Here is a 24647-nt window from a genome sequence, read left to right as displayed (position 1 = left end):
TTTATTGGGATTTTTGTTTTGCTTTTTGCAAATAAGCTCATTATGCGCCCAAGAATCGAATTTATCCAAATCAATTAAGTCCTTTAGAAATCAGCAGTTTGATAGTGCAATGATTTATTCGTCATTGGCCATTCAAGACTTCACGCAGAAGAATCAACAAGACAGTGTGGTCATCGCATATGTTCATCAGACTGATATTTTTTGGGAAACTGAGGGGGATCATCAAGCGATTAAAATTGCTAATACAGCAATAATCGAATCTCAAAAACTTCCTCAAAAGAATCTCGCCAGAGTCGCAGCCAATAACAAAAAGGGACAGCTGCTGGTTCACATGGCTAAAACTGAAGAAGCCAAATTAAGCTTTCAGGAGGCCGAGTCAAGCATTCCTCCAAATGACTCTATCAACGGAACGGTTGCTTCGCTTTATAATAACATTTCCTGGATGTTTCTTAATCTTAACCTCTTCAAAGAGGCACTTGATTATGCTGTACGTTCCTTAGAAATCCAACTGGAACTTTATGGCCCAGATGCCAGACAGTTGATGGGAGTCTATCAATCCCTCGGCCTGATTGCGAATGGAGCCGGTTGGTTTGAAGAAGCTGAAAAATACAGTCTAAAGCTTTATAATATTGCCACTGCGAATTTACCGCCTAGTCATCCAACTATGGGTTTGGTGCACAATCAGCTCGTGATCATTTATGAATCGATGAGCAGGTATACTAAAGCACTTTTTCATCTGAAAGCCATGATAGAAGTGACTCAGAAAGCTTACGAGGAAAGTGGAAATCCCCATTTTTTGGCAATAGCCTATAATAACACGGGATTCTTGTATCATTCCCTTGGAGAAAATTCCCTTGCAGAAGCTTACTTCGAAAAAGCTCTCCGGCTTCATCAGGTCAATTATGGCGATCAAGAACTGGGTATCGTTCAGCCATTGGCTCATCTGGCAGAAGCGAAGCGAAGTCTTGAAAAATTCGAAGAAGCAGATTCGCTTTTTACAAAAGCTTATTTGCTCCAGACTAAGTTTGATAATGAAAATATCAAAGGATTGGCAGACTTGGAAAGCCAAATCGGGGAATTACACGAAGACAGGCAAAATTTTTCAAAAGCGGAAAAATGGTATGTCCAAGCGCTGAATCGCTACCAAAAGATAGGCGTCACCGGTACCACCATGGTCGACGAAACAAAAACATCTTTAGGAAAAACCTATGCAAAACAGGGTAGGACCGATGAGGCATTGAAACTCCATGAGGAAGTTTTGGATTCCTATCGGAAAAAGTACCAAAAAGGCAGCCTGTACATCGCCGGAAAATGGAACCGCATCAGTGAAACTTACCGGATTGCAGAAGATTGGGAAAAAGCACTTGCCTATTCCGACAGCACTTTTTTGGAATTATTGCAATTGCCCACTTTACCCAATTCCAATTGGACCGAAGATTTACCGATATCTACAAGTATTGCGGAGTTTTTAAGCAACCGGATTACAATTCTGGAGCGGGGATTCAATCCTGTTCCCCAAAAGGAAATTTTGGAAACAATTGTCGACTTGGTCAGAAACTATGAGGGTTATTTAGAGCGGAGTATTCCCGCCTTGCGAAGCCAATCTTCTGTGGTAGAACTGGCAAAAAAGCAAAAGAAACTTTACCAAGCCGGAATGAATTCAGCTTGGCTGCTGGCTGAGCAGTATGGGAAAATTGAATATCTCGAAACGGCATTTGAGTTTGCTGAAATGGGAAAAGGCCTGCTTCTTCGGCTTGCATCCAACAATCTCATGGTGGATGAATACGCTATTGATGAAAATGACCAGCACGCAAAAGACCGGAATTGGAGAGGCAAAATCGGTGGGCTGAATGCGCTTTATTTAAACACCGGGGGGACGAATGATACCCTTCTGAATGAGTTGACACAGGCCATTGAATCGTATCGGGAATTTCAGGATAGCTTACTTCAACTGAGCGATCCTCAATGGAAAGAGCGCTTTAACTTAAAGCCTTTTTCTATTTCAGAAATCCGAAAACAATTGCTTCATAAAGATAAAACCTTGATCGAATACGCCGTAACCGAAGACTACATCTACACTTTTTTGATCAGTTCCGCAGACTTCAAAGTTTTTAGACAAGACAGAAAGCCGGTCAGTGGCCAAGTTGCAGTTTTGCAAAATTTGGCAAATCTGGACGTGTCAGAATTCCTGTCTGCATCCTTCCCGCTCTATCAAAAACTCATCGAACCTTTAGAGCCTTTTATCAAAGGAAATCAACTGATAATCATTCCGGATGGAGAGCTTTTTGGAATAAACTTGGAAATATTAAATACTGATAACCAGCCAAATGAATTTTCTAGCTTAAATTATTTGATCAGGAAATTTGAGATCAGCTACTTGCTTTCAGCATCCAGTGCTATTCAGCAGCGGAGGACTCACTATCGCACGACTAAAAGCGGGTTATTTTTTGCTCCGGGTTTTACTCCGGGCATGAAGGAAACCTACCAAGCCAGACTTTTGACCAAGCCCGAAGAAGATCCAATCCACACCCAACTGATTCGACAGCCATTTTCCCTGAAGGCAGCAAAAGAGGCGGTTAGGATGTTCGACGGTGAAATATTTCTTGAAGAACAAGCCCAGGAAAACCGATTTGTAAATGAGGCTTCGGTTTATCGGATTTTGCACTTGGGAACACATGCGGAGGTCAACAATCAGTCACCGCTTCAATCCCGGCTGTTTTTAGCCAAACCATCGCTTCAGGATTCTGTACAAGATGATGGCATTCTTCATGCTTTTGAGATATATAATATGCGACTTGAAGCAGAATTGGCAGTGCTTTCTGCCTGCAATACCGGTTCGGGCAAATTTCAGGAAGGGGAAGGCATCATATCACTAGCACATAGTTTTCTCTATGCAGGTTCTGCATCGGTGGTCATGAGCATGTGGGCGATTGATGAGAAAGCCAGTGCTGAAATCTTGACATCATTCTACAGCAACTTATCCAAAGGAATGGCTAAAAACACTTCTTTAAGGGAGGCAAAACTTCAATTCCTCGATGGAGCACCGGATGAATTAGCACATCCCTACTTTTGGGGAGGACTTGGTTTGATTGGTGATCCTGCTCCGATTTCAGGACAAAGTGATAATAGAATTCTGCTCCTGTTAGGATTGTTTGTGTTTGGTGTTCTTATTTTTTTTCTGCGTTTCCGCTTTTTCAAAAAAACCAAGTACTCTTGATTTACTTTCTACAAGTTGCCAAAACTGAATAGAAAAGGTACTTTGACCCGAAATATACCCTGACTCCATGAATCTTTCTATTTATCAAAACCCAGCAGAACTAGGTCAAAAAGCCGGAAAAACCGGAGCCGAATTGATCCGAAAGGCCATTCAAACCCAAGGTTTTGCCAATATCATTTTGGCCACCGGGACCAGTCAGTTCGAAACACTAAAGCAACTTTTGACCGAAAAAGACATCGATTGGAGTAAGGTGACGGTGTTTCATTTGGATGAATACATCGGGCTTCCTATTACTCATCCGGCGAGTTTTCGGAAATATTTGTTGGAAAGGTTTTTCAATCCTATTCCTCAGTTGAAAGCCTATCATTTAATCGATGGAGAATATGATCCCGAAAAGGAATGCGAGCGACTTTCGACCTTGATTCAAAAACATCCGATTGACGTGGCTTTTGTGGGAATCGGGGAAAACGGTCATCTAGCTTTCAATGATCCTCCGGCTGATTTTGAAACAGAAAAACCTTACCTCGTTGTCAATTTGGATCATGCCTGCCGCATGCAGCAACTAGGAGAGGGCTGGTTTCCAAATTTGGAAGCGGTACCCACCCAAGCCATCAGCATGTCTATCCGTCAAATCATGAAGTCAAAATCCATCATTTGTTCAGTTCCTGATTTGAGAAAAGCACAGGCGGTCAAGGACTGTCTTCAAGGAGAAATCACCAATCTTCATCCTGCTTCGATCTTACAAGAGCATCAAGATTGTCAGATCTTTTTGGATCGGCCTGCTTCATCTTTGCTTAATAAGCTTTAAATGAATGTTTCGTGAGTGAGGACACTCACGGAGGCGACCGGATTGTCGGATTTATCTGGACAAACCCGCTTCATCCATACTTTCCAACCATTGATCTGAAAATTTTTGGATGGATGACATAAAATTTGGTATTTAAGGCTAAGGGAAATTGAATCAGATTTCTTTTTGCTTTAAACCCAAAACCAGCCTATGTCAAAAACCACCGCTGCGGTTCGTGCCGATCAGCTTAGCCAACGGGATACGTGGATTTCCATCGGCATCATCGGGATGCTGTTCTTCATTTTTGGCTTTGTCTCCTGGGTCAATGCGATCCTGATTCCTTATTTCAAAATCGCCTTCACGCTTAGCAATTTTGACTCCTATCTCGTTGCTTTTGCTTTTTACATTTCTTACCTCGTCATGTCAGTTCCTTCTTCCTATCTGCTCAAAGCAGTGGGATTTAAGAAAGGGATGATGTACGGATTCTTTGCCATGGCTGTGGGTGCTTTCATTTTTGTGCCTGCTGCGATGAATCGGACGTATGAAATTTTCCTTTTGGGCTTATTCACTTTAGGAACTGGTTTGGCTGTACTTCAAACCGCAGCTAACCCCTATGTCACAGTTCTGGGGCCAAAAGAAAATGCAGCCCAGCGTATCAGTGTGATGGGCATTTTCAACAAAGGAGCTGGAATTTTGGCGCCTATCCTCTTTGCTGCGGTCATCCTGAGAGTAGGGGATAATGAACTTTTCCAACAGTTGGATACCATGACTCCAGAGGCGAAAGATGCCGCCTTGGACGAACTGATTCGAAGAGTCATTTTGCCTTATTCTGTGGTCGGAACCGTGCTTTTGGCCTTGGGAATCTTTGTGCGGTATTCGCCTTTACCGGAGATTGATACCGAGCATGAAACCGCTGAGGTTGCTGAAGCCAATTCAGGCAAGAACTCTATTTTCCAGTTTCCTCACTTGATATTGGGAGCAGTTGCGATTTTCCTGCATGTAGGCACGCAGGTTATCGCGATCGATACGGTCATTCCCTACGCCAACTCCCTTGGGATTGGATTGATGGAGGCCAAAGTCTTTCCGTCCTACACGTTGGCTTTTACGATTTTGGGATATCTGTTTGGAATTTCCCTCATTCCCAAGGTGATTTCTCAGGTGAATGTGCTGCGGGTTTGTACGCTTTTAGGGACGGTATTCACGCTGCTGATCATTTTTACCTCGGGTCAGGTTACCATATTGGGTATCACTACTGATGTGTCGATTTGGTTTGTAGTTCTGCTGGGCTTGGCCAATTCATTGGTTTGGGCCGGAATTTGGCCCTTGGCTTTGGATGGGTTAGGTCGATTTACGAAGCTCGGTGCATCCATCATGATTATGGGCCTTTGCGGAAATGCGATCATGCCGCTTGCTTATGGTGCCGTGGCAGACGCGGTCGACGTGCAGCAGGCCTATTGGGTGCTTTTTCCCTGCTACCTGTATTTGGTGTTTTACGCAGTTCATGGACATAAAATCAGAAGATGGAAACTTGCCTGAGGGGAAGATCTTTTTTAGACGGAAAGCCACTGGAAATAATTCTTTCTAAAGGAAAGATCAAGTTTGTTTCATCTGCTAAGACCTGTCCGGAAAATGTTTGGATGGGCCCTGGTTTCACAGATATTCAAGTGAATGGGTATGGTGGCTTGGATTATAATTCGATTCAAAGTGATGTTTTGGCTTTGGGTCAAATATCCAGAAAACTACTTCAGGTCGGCGTTACCAGCCATTTTCCAACAATTATCACCAATTCACCGGACAAGATTTCAGCCTTGATTCGGCAGGTGGTTCAGCTTCGCAAAATGGATCCATTGGCCAATTCCTGTACCACGGGAATCCATATCGAAGGCCCTTTTATTTCCCCTGAAGACGGACCGAGAGGAGCGCATTATCGGGAATTTGTTCAGTCACCGGATTGGGAATTATTCAAAAAGTGGATGGAAGAAAGCGAAGGCCTGATTAGGATGATTACGCTTTCTCCGGAATGGGAGGGAAGCGCTGCTTTCATCGAAAAATGTGTAGAATCAGGGATTTTGGTTTCCATCGGTCATACCAATGCAAGTCACGCGCAAATCACTGAAGCCGTAAAAGCAGGAGCGAGGCTTTCCACCCACTTGGGAAATGGAATGCACAGCATCATTGCCCGTCATCCCAATTACCTCTGGTCTCAATTGGCTGCCGAAAACCTTTCTGCCACTATCATCGCGGACGGATTTCACCTTCCGGCTGAAGTGATACAGGTGTTTAAGAAAGTGAAAGGCGAAAAACTGATGCTGGTGAGTGATTCCGTGGCTTTGGCGGGAATGCCTGCCGCAGATTATGAAGCGGCAGTTGGAGGAAAAGTGACCTTGACCGCAGAAGGAAAGCTTCACCTTTTTGATAATCCCAAAACGCTTGCAGGTTCGGCCATGAATATCCTTCAAGGAGTCAATTTTCTGCTCAAAAATAAGCTTGTAGCTCTTCCCGAAGCTTGGCAAATGGTATCCATTCGGCCTCAAAGGCTTTTTGATACTCATTTTGACCCATTTCAATTCGGTCAAAAAGCGGATTTAATTTTAGCCGAACAGCTCCCTGACCAAACTTTAAAAATTTTCAAAGTCCTAAAAAACGGAGTAAAAATACCGCTCGATTAACCCAAACTTGAAATCCACCGCATCATGAAAAACAAACTCAACCGCCGTCATTTTATCAAAACAGCCGCAACCGGAGCATTGGGCCTCAGTGCTGCCTCTTCCGCTTTTTCTTTCAATATCCTATCTCAATACCCACTAAAAGACAAATATCGAGTGGCTGTGATTGGGGTCAACAGTCGGGGAAGTCAGCATATTCAGGCTTTTGCCAAAATCCCGAATGTGGAAATCGCCTATATCTGCGATGTAGATTCCCGTGCGCGGGAAAACGGAATCGCTTTGGCCTTGAAAGAAGGAGTAAAAACAGCCCCAACAGGTTTGGTGGATTTTAGAAAAGCCTTGGAAGACAAAACGCTGGATGCAGTTTCCATTGCCATGCCAGATCATTGGCACACTCCCGCAGCGTTGATGGCGCTTCAGGCTGGCAAGCATGTGTATCTGGAAAAGCCCGGTTCGCATAATCCTGCCGAGTCGGAACTCCTGGTGGAAGCCACCAAAAAGTATGGTAAAATTGTCCAAATGGGCAATCAGCGCCGATCCTGGCCGAGAGTGCAAGAAGCCATGAAAGAGCTTCATTCCGGTGCCATCGGTCGGGCCTATTATGCCCGAACTTGGTACACGAATACTCGAAAATCTATCGGTTATGGAAAGCCTGCTGCCGTTCCGGAATGGCTGGATTTTGAACTTTGGCAGGGTCCGGCACCAAGAGCAGAATTCAAAGACAATCTGATTCATTACAATTGGCACTGGTTCTGGCACTGGGGCACAGGAGAAATCGTGAATAACGGCGTGCACTTTTTGGATTTGGCCCGGTGGGGAATGCAGGTGGATTATCCCGAAAAATGCTATTCGGGCGGCGGACGGTATCACTTTCAGGACGATTGGGAAACTCCGGATACTCAGATAGCCACATATAACTTCGCTGACGGAAAATCCATCCTTTGGGAAGGTCGTAGCTGCAATGCCCGTGATATCAATGCCATGGGTTCAGGAGTCTCTTTCCACGGCGAAAACGGCACACTCGAACTCCTGAACAACTCCTACAAAATCTACGACAACTCCAACAAGCTAGTAAAATCAGCTGAACCCACGACCAATACCGTGGTCGATCAGCGAGGCGCAGGCTTTGACATGGACATCGCTCACTTTACCAATTTCATCAACGCGATCGACAAAGGGGAGAGTCAGATTTCACCCTACCCTGAAATTCAAAAAAGCGTATTGCTGTGTCATTTGGGCAATATTTCCTACCGAACAGGTAGTGCTTTGGAAATTGACCAAAGTTCAGGAAAGATCAAGAATGATAAAGAAGCGATGAAGCTTTGGGATCGAGAATACCAAAAAGGCTGGGAACTTAAACTCTAACCGGATGGAAAACGAGTCCTTTCAAAAGATTGGAGAAGTTACCAAATAGTGCCAAAGGCACATCCTGTATAAGCCCAGAATTCAATTCTGGGAAAATGGAAAAACGATTTATTCAAGAGTGCCAAAGGCACGATCGGTATTTTCAAAAAGCAAAATTTGACATCAACAAAAAACATATAAAAAACTTTATTTCAATAGGTTATGAAATCATCCCGTCGATCATTTATAAAGAAAACCACCGCTCTCGGAGCTGCTGCCAGCCTAAGTTCTTTACCTTTTTCACTCCTTGGAAATATCCAATCCGATCCGATTAAGATCGGGATCATCGGCCTTGATACCTCTCATGCTCCAGCCTTTACCAAGCTTTTTAATGCCGAGAATCCCAAGCCTGAATTAGCGGGATTTCGCGTCGTGGCCGCCTATCCTTATGGCAGCCGCGACATTAAATCCAGTATGGACCGAATTCCAGGCTATATCGATCAAGTGAAAGAACAAGGGGTAGAAATTGTCGATTCCATAGAGGCTCTGCTTCAAAAAGTAGATGTGGTGCTTCTGGAAACCAATGATGGTAAACCACATTTGGAGCAGGCCCGAGCAGTGTTCAAAGCTAAAAAGCCGGTTTTCATCGATAAGCCTGTAGCAGCTTCTTTTGCTGATGCGCTGAAAATATACCAAGAGGCAGAAGCTGCAGGAGTACCGATGTTTTCCTGTTCCTCGCTTCGCTACCAAAAGAATGTCCATGCCGTCCGCCATGAAAACAAAATTGGGGAAGTCTTGGCCTGCGATGCTTTCAGCCCAGCGACACTCGAACCCAGCCATCCGGACCTGTTTTGGTATGGAATTCATGGGGTGGAAATCCTCTTTACCGCCATGGGTGCGGGATGTGAATCAGTGACACGCTTTTCGACTCCAGATGCGGAAGTCGTAGTGGGAACCTGGAAAGACGGTCGTATCGGAACTTTCAGAGGCATGCGATCTGGAAAGCATGATTATGGAGGAACCGCATTTGGCACAGATGGCAACCTCTTTTTCGGACCTTTTGAAGGGTATGAACCTTTGGTAGTTCAGATTGCCGAGTTTTTCCGAACCAAAAAATCGCCAATCGATCCTATCGAAACCTTAGAAATTTATGCTTTTATGGAAGCGGCAGATGAAAGCAAAAGGAGAGGTGGGGAGATGGTTATGCTAAGGGAGATTTTCCAGTTCAATTCATAATGCTTTAGGGATTAAAAAATCCTATTTTGGACTCCGATTCAAGATTATTCACAATTAAGTCTATGAAGTTAGTTTATTATGTTGTCATTTTATTCCTTATTTCTTTCACTTCTTTATTCGCTCAGCAAACCTTCACCCGTGCCGATTCTTTACGGGGAAGTATCACACCCGAACGAGCTTGGTGGGATCTGAATCACTACCATTTGGCTGTGGAAATTTTCCCTGAAACAAAATCCATAAGAGGCTCAAATAAAATTCGATATAAAGTTCTATCTGAATATCAAGTTTTACAAATTGACCTGCAGGATCCTTTGAAAATTACCTCGATCCTTCAGGAAGGAGAGCAGCTGGATTTCAAACGTGATGGTGCTGCTCATTTTGTGACACTGAAGAAAAAGCAAGTTCCGGGAAGTATAGAAGAATTGGTTGTGAGCTACGAAGGCCAACCCAAAGAAGCCATACGTCCTCCATGGGATGGGGGAATTACCTGGCAAAAAGACAGCAACGGAAAACATTTTATTGCCTCATCCAATCAGGGTATCGGTTCGAGTATTTGGTGGCCGCTTAAAGATCATCCGGCGGATGAAGTTGACAGCTTAAGAATCAGTGTGACCGTTCCGGTTGGGTTGATGGATGTTTCCAATGGGCGATTGGTGGAGATAGAAATGGGAAATGGAAAAAATACCTATCACTGGTCTGTGGTCAATCCGATCAACGATTATGGCGTAAATATCAACATCGGAGATTATGTGCATTTTGGAGAGAAATATGAAGGTGAAAAAGGCACCTTGGATATGGATTATTTTGTCCTGAGAGAAAACTTGGAAAAGGCGAAAGTCCATTTTCAGGATGCTGGACGGATGATGAAGGCCTTTGAGCATTGGTTTGGCCCATATCCGTTTTATGAAGACGGGTTTAAACTGGTCGATGCGCCTTATCTGGGGATGGAACATCAGAGTTCGGTGACTTACGGCAACGGCTACCTAATGGGCTATCGGGGCCGGGATTTGAGCGGTACCGGCTGGGGATTGAAGTTTGACTTTATCATCATACATGAAGCTGGCCATGAGTGGTTTGCCAATAACATCACCTACAAAGATGTGGCAGACATGTGGATTCACGAGAGCTTTACCAACTATTCTGAAAGCCTCTTTTTGGACTATCACTATGGAAAAGAAGCCGGACAGGAATATGTACGCGGTACACGAATGAATATCGCCAACGATCGACCGATTATCGGTACATACGGAGTCAATCAGCGGGGTTCGGGCGATATGTATTACAAAGGAGGAAACCTGCTTAATATCCTTCGGGAGATTTTGAAAGATGATGAAAAATGGAGACTGATCCTAAGGGGTTTAAATCAGGAGTTTTACCATCAAACGGTGACCACCCAGCAGGTGGAAAGCTACATTTCTCAGGCCTTTGGAATGGATCTCAAACCGATTTTTGACCAGTATTTAAGAGACCATAGAATACCTATACTCGAATACTATTACTCAGATGATCAAACGCTTAATTTTCGATGGACTTCCTGCTTACCCCATTTCGTCATGCCTGTAGATGTTGAGATTAAAGGAGAAAAACAGAGAATTCAAGCTAGAACAGCTTGGTCTGAGTTGAAAGTAAAAACTAAGGGAGAACTGGCCCTTGATCCGGATTATTATGTGGGTTTACTAAAAATTCGGTAAGCCAGAAGTTTATTCCATGGATGGGTGTTTTGACCATCCATTTTTGTTTTAATTTTCATTAACTACATCCTCCAAAAATGAATCATAAAATCCTAATCACCTTCCTAGCTTTAGCAGCCTGTACAGCTCAGACAGAAAAAACTGAAAACCGACAGTTCGTAGATGTGGCCGGAATTGATCCAGAAATCAAGCCCGGGGACAACTTCTTTATGCATGTCAATGGCCGATGGTACGATACGGCAAGGATTGCAGACGATCAGGTGGGTGTGGGGTCATATACCTTTTTGAACATCCCACAGCGGCAGCTTTTGGAAAATATCCTCGAGGAAGTATCCGCTCAAACTCATCCCAAGGGAAGCAATGAGCAGAAAGTGGGAGACTTCTACGCCTCAGGAATGGCTACAGAAGTGATCAATGCCCGTGGATATGAGCCTGTTCAGCCCATTCTCGACGAAATCGACGGCATTGAGGATCTTGATGAAATGATGGCTTTTGTAACCAATCAAATTAGCAGGGGAAACAATTCTATCATTGGAATGAATGTTTCTCCAGATCAGGAAAACAGCAGCATCAACATCCTGCATTTCAGCCAGTCTGGTTTGGGACTGCCGGATCGGGATTATTATTTCAAAACCGACTCTGCCACTCTCGGAATTCAAAACGCCTATAAAACCTACCTCGCTACACTTTTCTCACTTACTGGATCAAGTCACGAAGAAGCCCAAAAAAGTGCTGATGCAGTTTATGCAATTGAAAAATCCCTGGCTGAATCTCATAAAACACGAATTGAACGCCGGGTAGTCAAGGAGAATTACCACAAAATGGCAGTAACTGACCTGGATTCAAAAATGGTAGCGATTGGTTGGAGCAAAATGCTGACTCAGTTGAACCTGAAGGCAGATTCGGTAGATGTACGACAGCCAGCCTATTACGAAAAGCTCAACAAGCAACTTAATGTTAACAGCCTTGTCGATTGGAAAACTTACTTAAAGGCTCACTCGCTTTTGACTTATGCCAATGTCCTGAGCGAACCCTTTGAAGCAGCGAGTTTTGAATATGAAAAAGTGCTTCTCGGGCAATCCAAGCAACTCACCCGAGCGCAGCAGATGGTCAGCAAGGTGGATCGCCAGTTGGGTTTTGCTCTGGGACAACTCTACGTGAAGCGATATTTCAACGAGGACGCCAAAAAGCGGATTTCTGAACTCGTAGACAACTTCCAGAAAGCCTTCGAAACTCGCATCAAACAACTGGACTGGATGAGCGACAGCACCAAGACAAAAGCGATTGAAAAGCTTTATGCGATCAAAAAGAAGGTGGGTTATCCTGATGTTTGGAGAACGTATGACGCAGTGACGATCGATCGGGAAAAATACTTTGAAAATGTCGTGGCACTGATGGAAAACGACTATCAATACCAAGCTGGTAAACTCAACAAAGCACCAAACAAGGACGAGTGGGGGACTACGCCTTCCACAGTGACGGCCTATTACAATCCGTCACTCAACGAAATCGTCTTTCCTGCCGGCATCTTGCAATATCCATATTTTGATCTCCATGCGGACGATGCGATCAATTATGGCGGCATCGGCATGGTCATCGGCCACGAACTGACCCATGCTTTTGACGATCAGGGAGCCCAATACGACAAAGACGGCAATGTCAAAAACTGGTGGACAGAAGAAGATTATGCCAAGTTCAAGGCCAAAACCCAGCAACTGACCGAGCGATACGATTCATTTACCGTCTTGGATAGCATACCGCTAAAAGGTGCGATGACCATCGGTGAAAACACCGCAGACAATGGTGCGCTCTACATTGCTTACGAAGCTTTCAAGCTTACCAAGCAAGGTCAGGACACCTCCAAAATCGATGGTTATACACCGAATCAGCGCTTTTGTCTGTCCATCGCCAGGATTTGGAGAGTCAAAACCCGGGATGAGTTTATGCGCAACTATGTCACGACCAATTCCCATTCCCCGGCAATCTGGCGGGTGAATGGCTCACTGATGAACTTTGATCCTTTCTATACCGCATTTAATGTGCAGCCTGGAGAAAAGAATTATAAGGCGGAAGAGGAAAGAATAAGGATTTGGTAGGGAAGGTTGTATGGTTGTAAAGTTGTAAAGTTGTAAGGTTGAAAAGTTCTAACAATGCAATTCCTCCTGTTTGGAAAAAGGGTCAAGGCCTGGGAGGAGTATCTGTATTGTCAAGTACACGATGCCGATGACCTTGAAAAAATCAATGAGTTGATCAACAAAATCAAACGAACACCATTTAAAGGAAAAGGTAAACCGGAAACGCTCAGATGAAATCGAGCATGACGAAGATCGTCACACACTGGAATGATTATAATGCATGCGAGATTCCATCTGACCATTGAAAAAAAATTATAAACAGATGAAATCGAGCATGACGAAGATCGTCACACACTGGGATGATTATAATGCATGCGAGATTCCATCTGACCAATAAATATCAAATTATAAACAGATGAAATTTAGCAGGATATTGGTCTAGAAGGATAACTGGCGAACATCGGTTGGTTTATCGGGTACAAGGCTCAGGTGAAGACAAGATGCTCAGAATTGTGCTGGCGAGGTTTCATTATTGAAAACGTGCTGATTTTATTTATTTTATTGTTATATAATTTATATTATGTTAAATAGAAAATCCCGAAGTCCTTTCGGGATTCTTTTTTATCTTTCACATTCATTCAAACCACCAACCCACTATTCCTTCCTAAATGTCAAATTGGCTTTCCCGCTTTGGATTAATCTTCGGCCCGATTTCATTTCTGCTCATTTATTTTTTTGTGCATTCTTCAGGTTTAACTCCAGCTTCACAAGCCATGCTTGGACTGGCTTGCTGGATGGCAATCTGGTGGATCACTGAAGCAATTCCTATTGCAGCTACGGCGATCCTTCCGTTGATTCTGATGCCACTGCTGGGAATTCTGACTATCGAATCGGTCTCGGATAATTACATGCATCCTACGGTCCTGCTTTACATGGGTGGATTTCTGTTGGCTACTGGAATTGAGAAATGGAACCTACATCGCCGCATTGCGCTGAACATTATCAATCTCATGGGCACAGACCTTCGACGGATTGTCTTGGGATTTATTTTGGCCACAGGATTTCTTTCCATGTGGATCTCCAATTCGGCCACTGCCCTGATGATGCTCCCGATTGGTTTAGCGGTTGTGAATCAGTTCAAAACCCAACTTGGTCCCGAAAATGAAGGAATTGCTTCCAACCTGGGTAAGAATATCATGCTGGGAATCGCCTATTCTGCTTCAATCGGAGGCATGGCAACTTTAATTGGAACCCCTACTAATGCGATTTTGGCAGCTGTAGTTAAAGAACTCTATGATTATTCCATCGGATTCAATGAATGGATGCTTTTTGGGTTTCCATTTGCGCTTCTCCTTCTGTTCTATTGCTGGAATTATCTGGTAAAAAGTGCCAACCCCTTACCCAAAAGACTGAATTTGGACGATATCAAATCTGTGATTTCAAATCAACTAAAGTCCCTTGGAAACATGGGCTTTGAAGAAAAGATTGTCTTGACTGTCTTTGGATTGGTATGTTTTGCATGGATCACACGAAGTTTCCTTTTGGCAAAACTTTTCCCTCAGATCGATGATACCATCATCGTCTTGGTTGGAGTTGTTTTACTTTTTATACTTCCCTCGGCTCAAAAAAACGAGCGGATTCTAGACTGGAAAACTGCCGAAAAGATTCCTTGGGGCGTTTTGATTCTCTTTGGCGGCGGTTTGGCTTTAGCCGAAGGCTTTAAAGAAACAGGACTTGCCGAGTGGATCGGTGGTGGTTTTTCTTCGATTGACGGAATTGGTTTTATTGTTTTGCTGCTGATCATCGTCGCCTCAGTGAATTTCCTTACCGAGGTCACTTCCAACGTGGCGACAGCTTCGATGTTGCTGCCGATATTGGCTTCCGTTGCGCTCAAGCTCGATTTGCATCCCTTTGGACTGATGATTGGGGCAACTTTGGCGGCGAGTTGCGCATTTATGCTTCCTGTGGCCACGCCTCCCAATGCTGTGGTTTTTGGTTCGGGATACCTTCAGATGCGTGATATGGTGAAGGCCGGTTTCCGCCTAAATCTGGTTTCCATTGTTGTGATCACCCTGATGGTCTATTTCATCCTCCCCTTGATTTGGGGAATTGAGCTGGAGAAATATCCTTTTTAAAAGTCAGAAGGCTAATATCTGAAAGCTGAAATGTGTGTCAGGTTAAGTAATAATGACTCTGTCAGGTTAAGCGGAGTCGAAACCGGACTTCGACTTCGCTCAGTCTTACAAGAATTTTTGCACAATCCGACAAACGAAATAACTCAGTTTGTCAAGAAATTCTATTCTTCTCACTGAAGTTCAAAAATTCAGAATGGTTTACTGTCTACCCAAAATCTCAAATTACAAATCTCAAATTTCAAATCCTCTTTCATTTCCACCCCTCAAACGACCCATTCCGTCACATTTTTTTGATAAGCATTGGAAGCTGCCCTAATCTTGGTTCAAGTTTTAGAAAACCTAAAAACCAAACCAACAATTGAAATCTTCTCAGCCCGAAATGAACCGAAAAACAGCCTATCACATCCTTATTGCAGCAGGGATTGTCTATACTCTGATTTTGGCTTTTGGCTGAGAAGTTTTCTTTATCAACAATCAAATAAAGTCTCTCACCCCAATTCCTCTTTACTTTATACCATGCAATCCAAAAGTCTAGATTTTCGACAAGTCGAATGGTGGATGGTCACCACTGCGATATTGACCGCATTTTTGTTTGTGCTGTTTGGCCACCGCCCTTCATTTCACAGTGATTCAGGTTATGATATTTTTAGATTTTCGAGCCGATTGCTGATTCTGGCAGCCATTTATGGTGCATTTCACTTGATTCACATGGTGCTGATACCCAAGTTTGAAAAGGATATCAACAAGTGGCCATCTATCGTCTGGACGGTTTTTACAGGAATTATTTCCTTTGGAATTATCGCCCTCTTTGGTTTCAATTCCGACCTGATCAAAGCCCCTTTTCCGGCTTTCTATTTGGGAACCATCGTTCTTTATATCTGCTATCTGTTGGCAGCACATGTTTTAAGCCAAGCCCTCACCCCTCCCAAAGTCCGGGATTTTCAACTCTATAATATCATTAGACTGATTATTGGATACCTTTTCACGCTGTTCTGCCTGATCCAGCTTGAACCTATTTCCAGTCACGGTCCGGCGATTATTTTCGCTTTTTTCCTTCCGGTCATTTTTATCGCCAGTCTTTTCAACTTCCATTTGGTCTATGGGAAAAGAAAAGCCGGAAAAATCAAGCAAGCGAGGTGGTACAATTGGAGCCTGATGGCGGTAATCCTTTTGGTATTCCTAATCATTTCTGCAGAAAATAATCAGGAAGAGATTTTTATGATCGGGGGTTTGGGATCGGTGGCTTTTATCCAGCTGATCTTTTTCCCCTTGACTTCCCTGATTTTCAAAAAATACGATTCCTACATTGGTCAGATCACCTCACTTTCTACGCAGGTAAACCAAGGCAATGCCAGCATGGACTTCCTTCGCTCCCAGATCAATCCGCACTTTCTCTTCAATGCCCTGAATACACTCTATGCGAGTTCGCTGATAGAAAATGCGGAAAAAACCTCAGACGGCATCCAGAAGCTTGGCGACATGATGCGCTTCATGCTTCATGAGAATCAGCTGCCCAGAATCCCGCTTTCGCGGGAGATCAATTACCTTCGAAATTACCTCGATCTGCAGATGCTACGGTTTGGAGCTCAGGCAAATCTTGAAACAGAATTCCAAATCAACGAAAATCAATGTGCCGGCGAGATCGCACCCATGCTCCTGATTCCTTTTGTGGAAAATGCCTTCAAACATGGAATCTCATCGAAGGAAAAATCATGGATTCGGCTTAATTTGAGATGCATTGCCGGTTCGGTTCACCTGGACTTGGTCAATAGTGTCCATCCTGACAAGCCAGCTTCCGAGCAATCCCGTGAAGAATCCGGAATCGGCTTGGAAAACGTAAAAAGTCGGCTTCAGCTGGTCTATCCGGATCGGCATCAACTGAATATTATTGCCAATGACACCGATTTCTTTGTTCATCTTTCCATCCAAATCAACACAAAATGATTTCGGCTATCGCCATTGACGATGAATCCTACGCCTTGGAAGTGGTCAAGTCCCACGCTTCCAAAGTGCCTTTTTTGGACCTAAAGGCCACTTTTACCAATCCTATCACAGGCTTGGAATACCTTAAGAACGAGTCAATTCAGCTGGTTTTTTTGGATATAAATATGCCGGATATTTCGGGGATTGACCTTGCGGCACTCCTTCCCAAGGAGACCGTGGTCATTTTCACCACAGCTTATTCGGATTATGCGGTGAAGGGATTTGAACTCGATGCCTTAGACTATTTGCTCAAACCGTTTAATCTCAGCCGCTTTCTCAAAGCCTGCCAAAAAGCGCAGGAATGGATTGAGCTTCAACCCAAAAATGAACCGGCTTTCCTCTTTGTCAAAACCAGTGAGGGGCAGATCCGGGTTGATTTTTCTGATTTGCTGTACTGCGAGGCGCAGGGGAATTACGTGACGTTTCAATTGACCGACCAAAAAGTCATGAGCAGAATGACACTGTCAGAAATCGAGAAGCTGCTCCCCTCCTTCTTTATCCGTACGCACCGGTCTTTTCTGGCAAATAAGAATCTTGTGAGCAAGGTGGAAAAACACCAACTCCACCTTCAGGGATTCCCCGTTCCGGTAAGTTCATCCTACCTGGATCAGGTAGCGGAAAAACTCAAAGCCTGATTTGAGTTAGCCTGCCGCAAAAGTTTGAAGAAACTCTCTACGATATTGAATCGGGGTCATTTTGATCCGCTCTTTAAAGAGCTTGTTGAAGTTGGAAAGCGTGTAAAATCCGCAGTCATAGGATATCTCGCTGATATTGAGATTAGTCTCATGTAAAAGTTTGCAGGCATGAGAAATCCTAACGTCTGTCAGGAAATCAGAAAATGACTTATTCACTCTTGATTTGAAAAACCGGCTAAAGGCTGAAACGGATAAGTTTGAGATTTGCGCTGCCTCCTCCAAGGTTACTTTTCCCTGGTAATTTTGCATTACATATTCATAGACATGCCCCATCCGATCTTTTTCAGACTCCTTATTCGTATTGATATATGCAGCGTCCGCGATAAGCTTACAATCCGAAGAATCAGCAATTACCTGAAGGATTTTCAATAGGTGGATGATACTGTTCCCTCCCTTTAAATGCAATAATTCGATCATCATTTCCCGTATTGCCTGATTGGTTTTACCGGTTATCTCTATGCCACGCAGCGATTTTTTGAGCATGGCAGCGATCATCTCAAATTCGTCCAGCCGAAAAACCGAGTTAAGCAGAAAATTGTCAGGAAAGTAGATCACCACTCCATGGACACCTTTCTTATTCTCCGGATCCTGGTAGGTTTTGTCATTTTTCCAGAGATGTGGCAGATCAGGGCCTGTCAAAACCATATCTCCTTCCTTGAAGTTTTGCATGTGATCTCCTATGAAACGTGTCCCTGTACCCTTCAATACGGTGAATAATTGATATTCCGAATGGAAATGCCAGTTGACATCGAAAAAAGGTGCTATCAATTCTATGATAATAAAAGCTTTACCTTCAGGTATTCTGGATTTCTGCAAAGGGGTTTTCACTGATTTCTGCTCTTTTTGGTCAAAATATATTTTCAAATTGATAAAAAACAGTCATAAATCAAGGTAAAACAGTAAGTTTTTCTTCGCTTTAAAAGAAGATATTAGCAAGTAAAAATTTGTAAGCCCAAAGCATGACCAATTTAAAAAAACACCGAAGGTTTTACCTTCTGCTAGTCACTGCACTCACTTTAGTTATTTCCTGCAGTAAAAAACAAAATTTCCTTTCCATGACTGAACCGCGACGGGTAGAAATCCTCGTCTTGGGACATGAAAAAGAAAATCACAACTCTGAGAAGTTGATGATGTATCTGGAAACTCCCCTTTTCCAAAAAGGCATCAACCTCACCTACACGACAGATATCAATGATCTGAATGAGGTGACGCTGAACAATTACGACGGCTTGATGATCTATGCAAATTATGATGAGATCTCACCTGAGCATGAGAAAGCGCTGAAGGATTACATTCAGGGCGGAAAAGCACTGATTCCCATTCATTCCGCTTCTTTTTGTTTTAGAAATTCAGACTGGTTCGTGAGTGCTGTCGGAGGACAGTTTAGCAGTCACGGTACGGGGGATTTCATAGTCGACATCATCGATGCCGATCACCCGGTGATGGCTGGAATTCAGGAATTTGAGACTTGGGATGAAACTTACGTTCATTCCAAGGTAAACCCTGACAAGCATGTTCTCATGGAGCGAGTGGAAGGCGACAAAAGAGAGCCTTACACCTGGGTAAGAAATGAGGGCAAAGGCCGCGTGTTCTACACTGCCTATGGACACAATGAGAAAACCTGGGAAAAGAAAGAATTCCAAAATCTCGTAGCCAACGGTATCCTATGGGCCGTCGGTGACCAAGTCAATGAGCTTCTGGCTGCTTATGAGATTCCCACTCCTGAATTTCAGGATGCAGAAATTCCAAACTACGAAAAACGCGACCCCGCTCCCCGCTACCAGCTTCCGCTTACGCCGGAGCAAAGTATGAAATTGGTTCAGGTGCCTGTTGGATTTGAATTGCAGCTTTTTGCCTCAGAGCCGATGATCATCAATCCTATGGCGATGGCTTGGGATGAGCGTGGAAAACTTTACGTAATCGAGACCACTGACTACCCAAATGAAGTCAGAAAAGAAGGAGGAAGCGATAAAATCAAAATTCTCGAAGACACGGACGGTGATGGCAAGGCCGATAAAGTGACTGTTTTCGCAGATAATCTGAATATTCCCACCTCCATTATGGCTGTAAATGGAGGGATTTTGATCTCCATGGCACCTGACTTTGTCTTTTTGAAAGATACCGATGGCGATAACGTAGCCGATGTCAGAGAAGTAATCATGACAGGCTGGGGCAAAAGCGATACCCACGCCGGACCCTCCAATCTGAAATACGGATTTGACAATAAAATCTGGGGCGTATTGGGCTATTCAGGATTCAATGGCGAAGTAAGTGGTGTAAGTCACCAGTTTGGACAGGGCGTGTACCGATTTGATCCCAGTGGTGAAAACATGGAATATTTGGGAAATACGTCCAACAACACCTGGGGATTGGGTTTCACCGAAGACTTCGAAATCTTCATCTCCACGGCCAACGGACAGCACAGTGTGTATTTTTCCATGGCAAATAACTACCTGAAGCGTCCTGTGTTCCAAGGATCCGCCAACACGGTTCACGGCATCGATTCCCACTATGATATGCCGCACCTCACTCCCTTCTTGAGACAGGTAGACTGGCATGGAAGCTATACTGCGGCTGCAGGGCATAATTTCTACACCGCAAGAAGCTTTCCCAAAAACTACTGGAACAAAATCGCCTTCGTGGCAGAGCCAACAGGCCGTGTCCTTCACAATGCAATCATCAACCCGGACGGTTCGGGATTCAAGGAGAAAAACGGATTTAATATTCTGGCAAGTTCGGACGAATGGTTCTCCCCTGTTCATGCCGAAGTGGGGCCTGATGGCGCACTTTGGGTGGCCGATTGGTACAATTTTATCATTCAGCACAACCCCACTCCGAGGGGTTTTGAAAATGGCGCAGGAAACGCCTACATCAACCCTCTCCGGGATAGTAAGCACGGACGGATCTACAGATTGGTCTACAAAGGCGGAGAAGATTCCCAAACCTTTGACCTGAAGGATGCAAGTTCAAGCGAATTGATTTCTGCCTTGAAAAGTGAAAACATGTTTTGGAGATTGACCGCACAGCGATTGATCGTAGAGACCAAAAACAAAGAAGTCCTGCCCGAACTGTATAAAATCATCGGAGATCAGTCGGTAGATGAGATCGGGTTGAATGCGCCTGCGATCCACGCCCTTTGGACTTTGCATGGCCTGGGTGAACTGAACGGAGAAAATAGAGAGGCGGAGCAAGTGGTGGAAAAGGCCCTTCGTCACCCCTCCGGAGCCGTCAGAAAAAATGCCCTGCGGGTTATTCCCCGTACCGAAACTTCGCTGAAAGCTATTATGGCTTCCAACCTCCTGAGCGATCCTGATCTTCATGCGCGGAAATATGCGTTCCTGACCTTGTCGGAGATGCCATTCAATGAAGATGCGGCCAAGGAATTGGTCAAATCGGCTGATGCAGCAGACAATGGAACCGATGCATATTTGCCGCAGGCGATATTCGCAGCTGTTTTATCACATCCTACAGAGTTTGCAAAACGGGACAACAAAGCCGCCCTTCAGGCTGGAGGGGAAGCTGAAATGTCCTTGGCAGATCGAATCAGTCGAAGCTTGGTGGCAGAGCAATATCCCCTGGATTCCAGAAACTCCATTCTTTTCCCACCGGAAGTAGCCGGAAAGGAAATTGCCATCCGAATGATTGTCTCCAAGGGCAACAACCCACTGGACGGAATTTTAATAGCCCATGGAAATGGCACCAATGGCTACAGCTTATACATCTTTGAAGACAAACTTCACTTTGCGGTGGCTCAGGATGAAAAACTCACCCTGATCAGTTCCAAAAAAGGACTGCCTGAGGAGCAATTCACCATCGATGCTACACTTGTGGAGGATGGAAGCATGACTTTGATGATCAACGGTGAAGAAATCGGAAAGGCTAAAACCAAAGGACTTTTCGCAGCAGAACTGACTCCCAGACGTGTTCGTGTCGGTCAAAACGACTCAAGGAACCAAGTTGGAAAATATGAAGGAGGTTGGATGTTTTCAGGCAGAATCAGCAACAAATCAACCCTTGCCCTGAAAAAACCCGGCTCGGATATTCAAATGATGGCTGATGTCGGCAGTTCCACTACCTCGGCCAATGGCACCACGCTGATCAAATTGGGCGTGATTCCCCATGAGATGAAATTCACCCTGGCCACCTTCACCGTGAAGGCAGGTTCTCAGGTTACGATTGATTTCGAAAACCCGGATTTCATGCAGCACAACCTGGTGATCGGTCAAAAAGGATCAATGGATGCCATCGGAGAAGCAGCGGACGCTTTGGCCCGTGATCCAAAAGGCGCCGAGCAAAATTACGTTCCTAAGATTCCTCAGGTGATTGCCGCAACCCTCCTGGTGGATCCGGAGGGACGGGAGTCTATCGTCTTTACCGCCCCTACTGAGCCCGGAGAGTATCCATTCGTCTGTACCGTACCGGGCCACTGGAGAATCATGAACGGAATCATGAAAGTAGAGTAATCATGGCATTGAATGTAACATTTGCAGTCAGTACCTGGCTTTGGACCTCGCCTTTCAATAAAGAAACAGTCACCCTTTTTCCCAAAATCAAAAGCTACGGCTACGATGCGGTGGAGATTCCTGTGGAAGATCCCGCATTGGTTGACGTGGATTTGGTAAAGAAGGCACTTGCGGATCATGACCTCCGCCCCGTTATCTGCGGCGCTTTCGGCACGAGTCGGGACCTGACCCATGAGGATCCGGCCTTTCACCAAACCTGCTTTGACTACCTCGATGCCTGCTTTGAAATCGCCGCTGAATTGGGAGCCGGATTTGTGGCTGGCCCGATGTATTCGGCCGTGGGAAAAGCCCGCTTGATCTCGCCCGAGCAAAAGAAAATCGAATGGAATCGCGCGGTCACCAACCTTCGTAAAGTTTGCCACCGTGCAGGTGAATTCGGCTTGGAAATCGCGATCGAAAGCCTAAACCGCTTTGAAACCGACCTGATCAATACTGCCGATGAATTGATGCAATTGATCACCGATATCAACGAACCACAGGCCAAGGCGATTTTGGATGGTTTTCACATGAATATCGAGGAGCCCAGCATCGAACATGCGATCAAAACGGTCGGGGACAAACTCATTCACGTGCAGGTATCAGAAAACTATCGAGGCACTCCCGGTACCGGACAGACCAATTGGGCAGCATGGAAGCGTGGCTTGGAAGCAATCAATTACCAGGGGGTGATTTCCATCGAAAGCTTTACCCCTGAGGTGAAAGAATTAGCCGGAGCGGTATGCATCTGGAAACCTTTGGTCCCGTCTCAGGATGGCTTTGCCAAAGAAGGGCTCGAGTTCCTTAAAAAATGGGCGAGGGAATAAATCTAACACGCAAATTTTTGTCAGTCCGGGCACCCGGCAGACGGGAGTCTGACGGTACGAGAACCCTTCGATTTCCAGACTCTCGTCTCTCAAGTGCTCTGGGTGACAAATCCATCGGACATCCGACACCGGTCTTCTCTACTTCCTAACTCCCCTGCTTCCTAAGCTCCAAAGTATTATAAAAACCCAAAACACTATCTACCCATGAGCAAAAAACCAATCAACATCGCCATCATCGGACTGGGATTCGGAGCCGAATTCATCCCGATTTATCAAAAACACCCCTTGGCGAACATGTATGCGATTTGCCAGCGAAACAAAGAAAAGGCGGAAGAAATCGGGAAAGCTTTCGGCATCGAAAAAGTCTACACCGACTATGACGAGCTGCTAAAAGACCCCAATATCGATGCAGTTCACATCAATACCCCGATCCAAAATCATGCAGAACAGTCCCTGAAGGCCCTGCGTGCAGGAAAACACGTCGCCTGTACCGTACCGATGGCCACGACCGTCGAGGAATGCCGGGCGATCGTAGAGGAAACGGAACGAACCGGATTGACTTACATGATGATGGAAACGGTGATCTACAGCCGGGAATTTCTATTTGTCAAGGAACTGTATGAGAAAGGTGAATTGGGCAAAATCCAATTCCTGAGAGCTTCCCATCAGCAGGAAATGGCCGGTTGGCCGGGCTATTGGGAAGGCCTCCCTCCCATGCACTATGCGACGCACTGCGTAGGGCCTGTGTTGGCTTTGCCCAAGGGACAGGCGGAATACGTCTCTTGCCTGGGTTCGGGTCGAATCGACGAAAACCTGATTCCAAAGTACGGTTCCCCATTCGCGATCGAGACCTGCCACATCAAGCTCAAAGACTCTGATCTTGCTGCAGAAGTGACCCGTTCCCTATTCAATACGGCAAGACAGTACCGTGAAAGCTTCGATGTCTATGGCTCCAAAAAGTCCTTTGAGTGGACCCTGATCGAGCATGAGGACTCCGTGATTCATACCGGAGAAGTGCCTGAGAAAGTCAAAATCCCGGATTATGCGCATTTGCTTCCGGCTGAAATTGCTTCCTTCACCACCCGGGGTGTCTATGATAGCGATGAGAATCAGCACTTGTCCTTCATTCAGGGATCGGGACACGGAGGATCGCATCCCCACTTGGTCAACGAGTTTTTGAATGCCCTGACCGAGGGTCGTGCACCCTATCCGGATGCAAGGCAATCTGCCAATATCACCTGTGTGGGGATTTTGGCCCACGAATCGGCGATGGAAGGCGGAAAAATCAAATACCTCCCCGATTTCACGATTAGCAAAAAGTAACTTTCAAAAGCCTGGAATCGAATTCGGGCTTTTTTTTTAACCGCTTTTTTATAGATTTTTATTTTGAAAAATAGAATTATTTGTTGCTGTAGCATCGTGATTGCTACTTTTAGTAGAAATCGTCTATCTGGCAATAGAACATTTCACCAAATTCATAGCCCATTCCTAC

At 44.9% G+C, this 24647-nt stretch carries 16 protein-coding genes and 1 pseudogene; 16 read left to right on the top strand and 1 reads right to left on the bottom strand.

Annotation, left to right across the window (positions count from 1 at the left end):
* The first annotated feature begins 109 nt into the window (after positions 1-109).
* The 13 genes and pseudogenes from C4S61_RS12780 (at position 110) to C4S61_RS12720 (ending at position 17769) form a co-directional block, all read left to right on the top strand.
* A complete protein-coding gene (locus C4S61_RS12780; protein WP_160111246.1) occupies positions 110-3217 on the top strand; it encodes a CHAT domain-containing protein in 3108 nt (1035 codons plus the stop codon).
* A 67-nt stretch (positions 3218-3284) separates the two neighbouring features.
* A complete protein-coding gene (locus C4S61_RS12775; RefSeq protein ID WP_103925199.1) occupies positions 3285-4025 on the top strand; it encodes a glucosamine-6-phosphate deaminase in 741 nt (246 codons plus the stop codon).
* Between the two features lie 189 nt (positions 4026-4214).
* Positions 4215-5540 carry a sugar MFS transporter gene (locus C4S61_RS12770; protein ID WP_103925198.1) on the top strand — a complete coding sequence of 442 codons (1326 nt, stop codon included), beginning with the start codon at positions 4215-4217 and terminating at the stop codon, positions 5538-5540.
* Positions 5525-6673: an N-acetylglucosamine-6-phosphate deacetylase gene (nagA, locus tag C4S61_RS12765; protein ID WP_103925197.1), complete on the top strand. Its 1149-nt coding sequence runs from the start codon at positions 5525-5527 to the stop codon at positions 6671-6673. Before C4S61_RS12770 ends, nagA begins: the two co-directional genes overlap by 16 nt.
* 24 nt (positions 6674-6697) lie before the next feature.
* Positions 6698-8035: a Gfo/Idh/MocA family protein gene (locus tag C4S61_RS12760; RefSeq protein WP_103925196.1), complete on the top strand. Its 1338-nt coding sequence runs from the start codon at positions 6698-6700 to the stop codon at positions 8033-8035.
* Positions 8036-8236: 201 nt separating this feature from the next.
* Positions 8237-9250, top strand: a complete 1014-nt coding sequence (locus C4S61_RS12755; protein ID WP_103925195.1) for a Gfo/Idh/MocA family protein — start codon at positions 8237-8239, stop codon at positions 9248-9250.
* 62 nt (positions 9251-9312) lie between these two features.
* The gene (locus tag C4S61_RS12750; RefSeq protein ID WP_103925194.1) at positions 9313-10941 is read left to right on the top strand and encodes a M1 family metallopeptidase; all 1629 of its coding nucleotides are present in this window, start codon (positions 9313-9315) and stop codon (positions 10939-10941) included.
* 77 nt (positions 10942-11018) lie between these two features.
* Entirely contained in the window at positions 11019-13037 is a 2019-nt protein-coding gene (locus tag C4S61_RS12745) for a M13 family metallopeptidase (protein WP_103925193.1), read from the top strand.
* Positions 13038-13091: 54 nt separating this feature from the next.
* Positions 13092-13250 carry a type II toxin-antitoxin system YoeB family toxin gene (locus tag C4S61_RS12740; RefSeq protein WP_103925192.1) on the top strand — a complete coding sequence of 53 codons (159 nt, stop codon included), beginning with the start codon at positions 13092-13094 and terminating at the stop codon, positions 13248-13250.
* 197 nt (positions 13251-13447) lie between these two features.
* A pseudogene (locus C4S61_RS12735) lies at positions 13448-13552 on the top strand (type II toxin-antitoxin system YoeB family toxin); the annotation flags it as partial.
* Positions 13553-13684: 132 nt separating this feature from the next.
* Positions 13685-15151, top strand: a complete 1467-nt coding sequence (locus tag C4S61_RS12730; RefSeq protein WP_103925191.1) for an SLC13 family permease — start codon at positions 13685-13687, stop codon at positions 15149-15151.
* A 516-nt stretch (positions 15152-15667) separates the two neighbouring features.
* Positions 15668-17095, top strand: a complete 1428-nt coding sequence (locus C4S61_RS12725; RefSeq protein WP_146064397.1) for a sensor histidine kinase — start codon at positions 15668-15670, stop codon at positions 17093-17095.
* The gene (locus C4S61_RS12720; protein ID WP_103925189.1) at positions 17092-17769 is read left to right on the top strand and encodes a LytR/AlgR family response regulator transcription factor; all 678 of its coding nucleotides are present in this window, start codon (positions 17092-17094) and stop codon (positions 17767-17769) included. The genes C4S61_RS12725 and C4S61_RS12720 overlap by 4 nt, the downstream gene beginning before the upstream one ends.
* Before the next feature lie 6 nt (positions 17770-17775).
* Here the strand turns inward: C4S61_RS12720 and C4S61_RS12715 are convergent, their stop codons facing one another.
* On the bottom strand, positions 17776-18657 hold the full coding sequence (locus tag C4S61_RS12715) for an AraC family transcriptional regulator (RefSeq protein ID WP_103925188.1): 882 nt from the start codon (positions 18655-18657) through the stop codon (positions 17776-17778).
* Positions 18658-18788: 131 nt separating this feature from the next.
* Here C4S61_RS12715 and C4S61_RS12710 point away from each other — a divergent pair, with 131 nt between their 5' ends.
* From C4S61_RS12710 to C4S61_RS12700, 3 genes are all read left to right on the top strand, one after another.
* On the top strand, positions 18789-22292 hold the full coding sequence (locus C4S61_RS12710) for a PVC-type heme-binding CxxCH protein (protein ID WP_103925187.1): 3504 nt from the start codon (positions 18789-18791) through the stop codon (positions 22290-22292).
* A gap of 2 nt (positions 22293-22294) precedes the next feature.
* Complete coding sequence (locus C4S61_RS12705; protein WP_103925186.1) at positions 22295-23155, top strand: sugar phosphate isomerase/epimerase family protein; 861 nt, start codon at positions 22295-22297, stop codon at positions 23153-23155.
* Between the two features lie 204 nt (positions 23156-23359).
* The gene (locus C4S61_RS12700) at positions 23360-24478 is read left to right on the top strand and encodes a Gfo/Idh/MocA family protein (RefSeq protein ID WP_103925185.1); all 1119 of its coding nucleotides are present in this window, start codon (positions 23360-23362) and stop codon (positions 24476-24478) included.
* Positions 24479-24647: the final 169 nt, after the last annotated feature.

The organism is Algoriphagus boritolerans DSM 17298 = JCM 18970 (assembly GCF_900108085.1).
GTDB lineage: Bacteria > Bacteroidota > Bacteroidia > Cytophagales > Cyclobacteriaceae > Algoriphagus > Algoriphagus boritolerans.
This window is presented reverse-complemented; position numbering and strand designations above follow the sequence as displayed.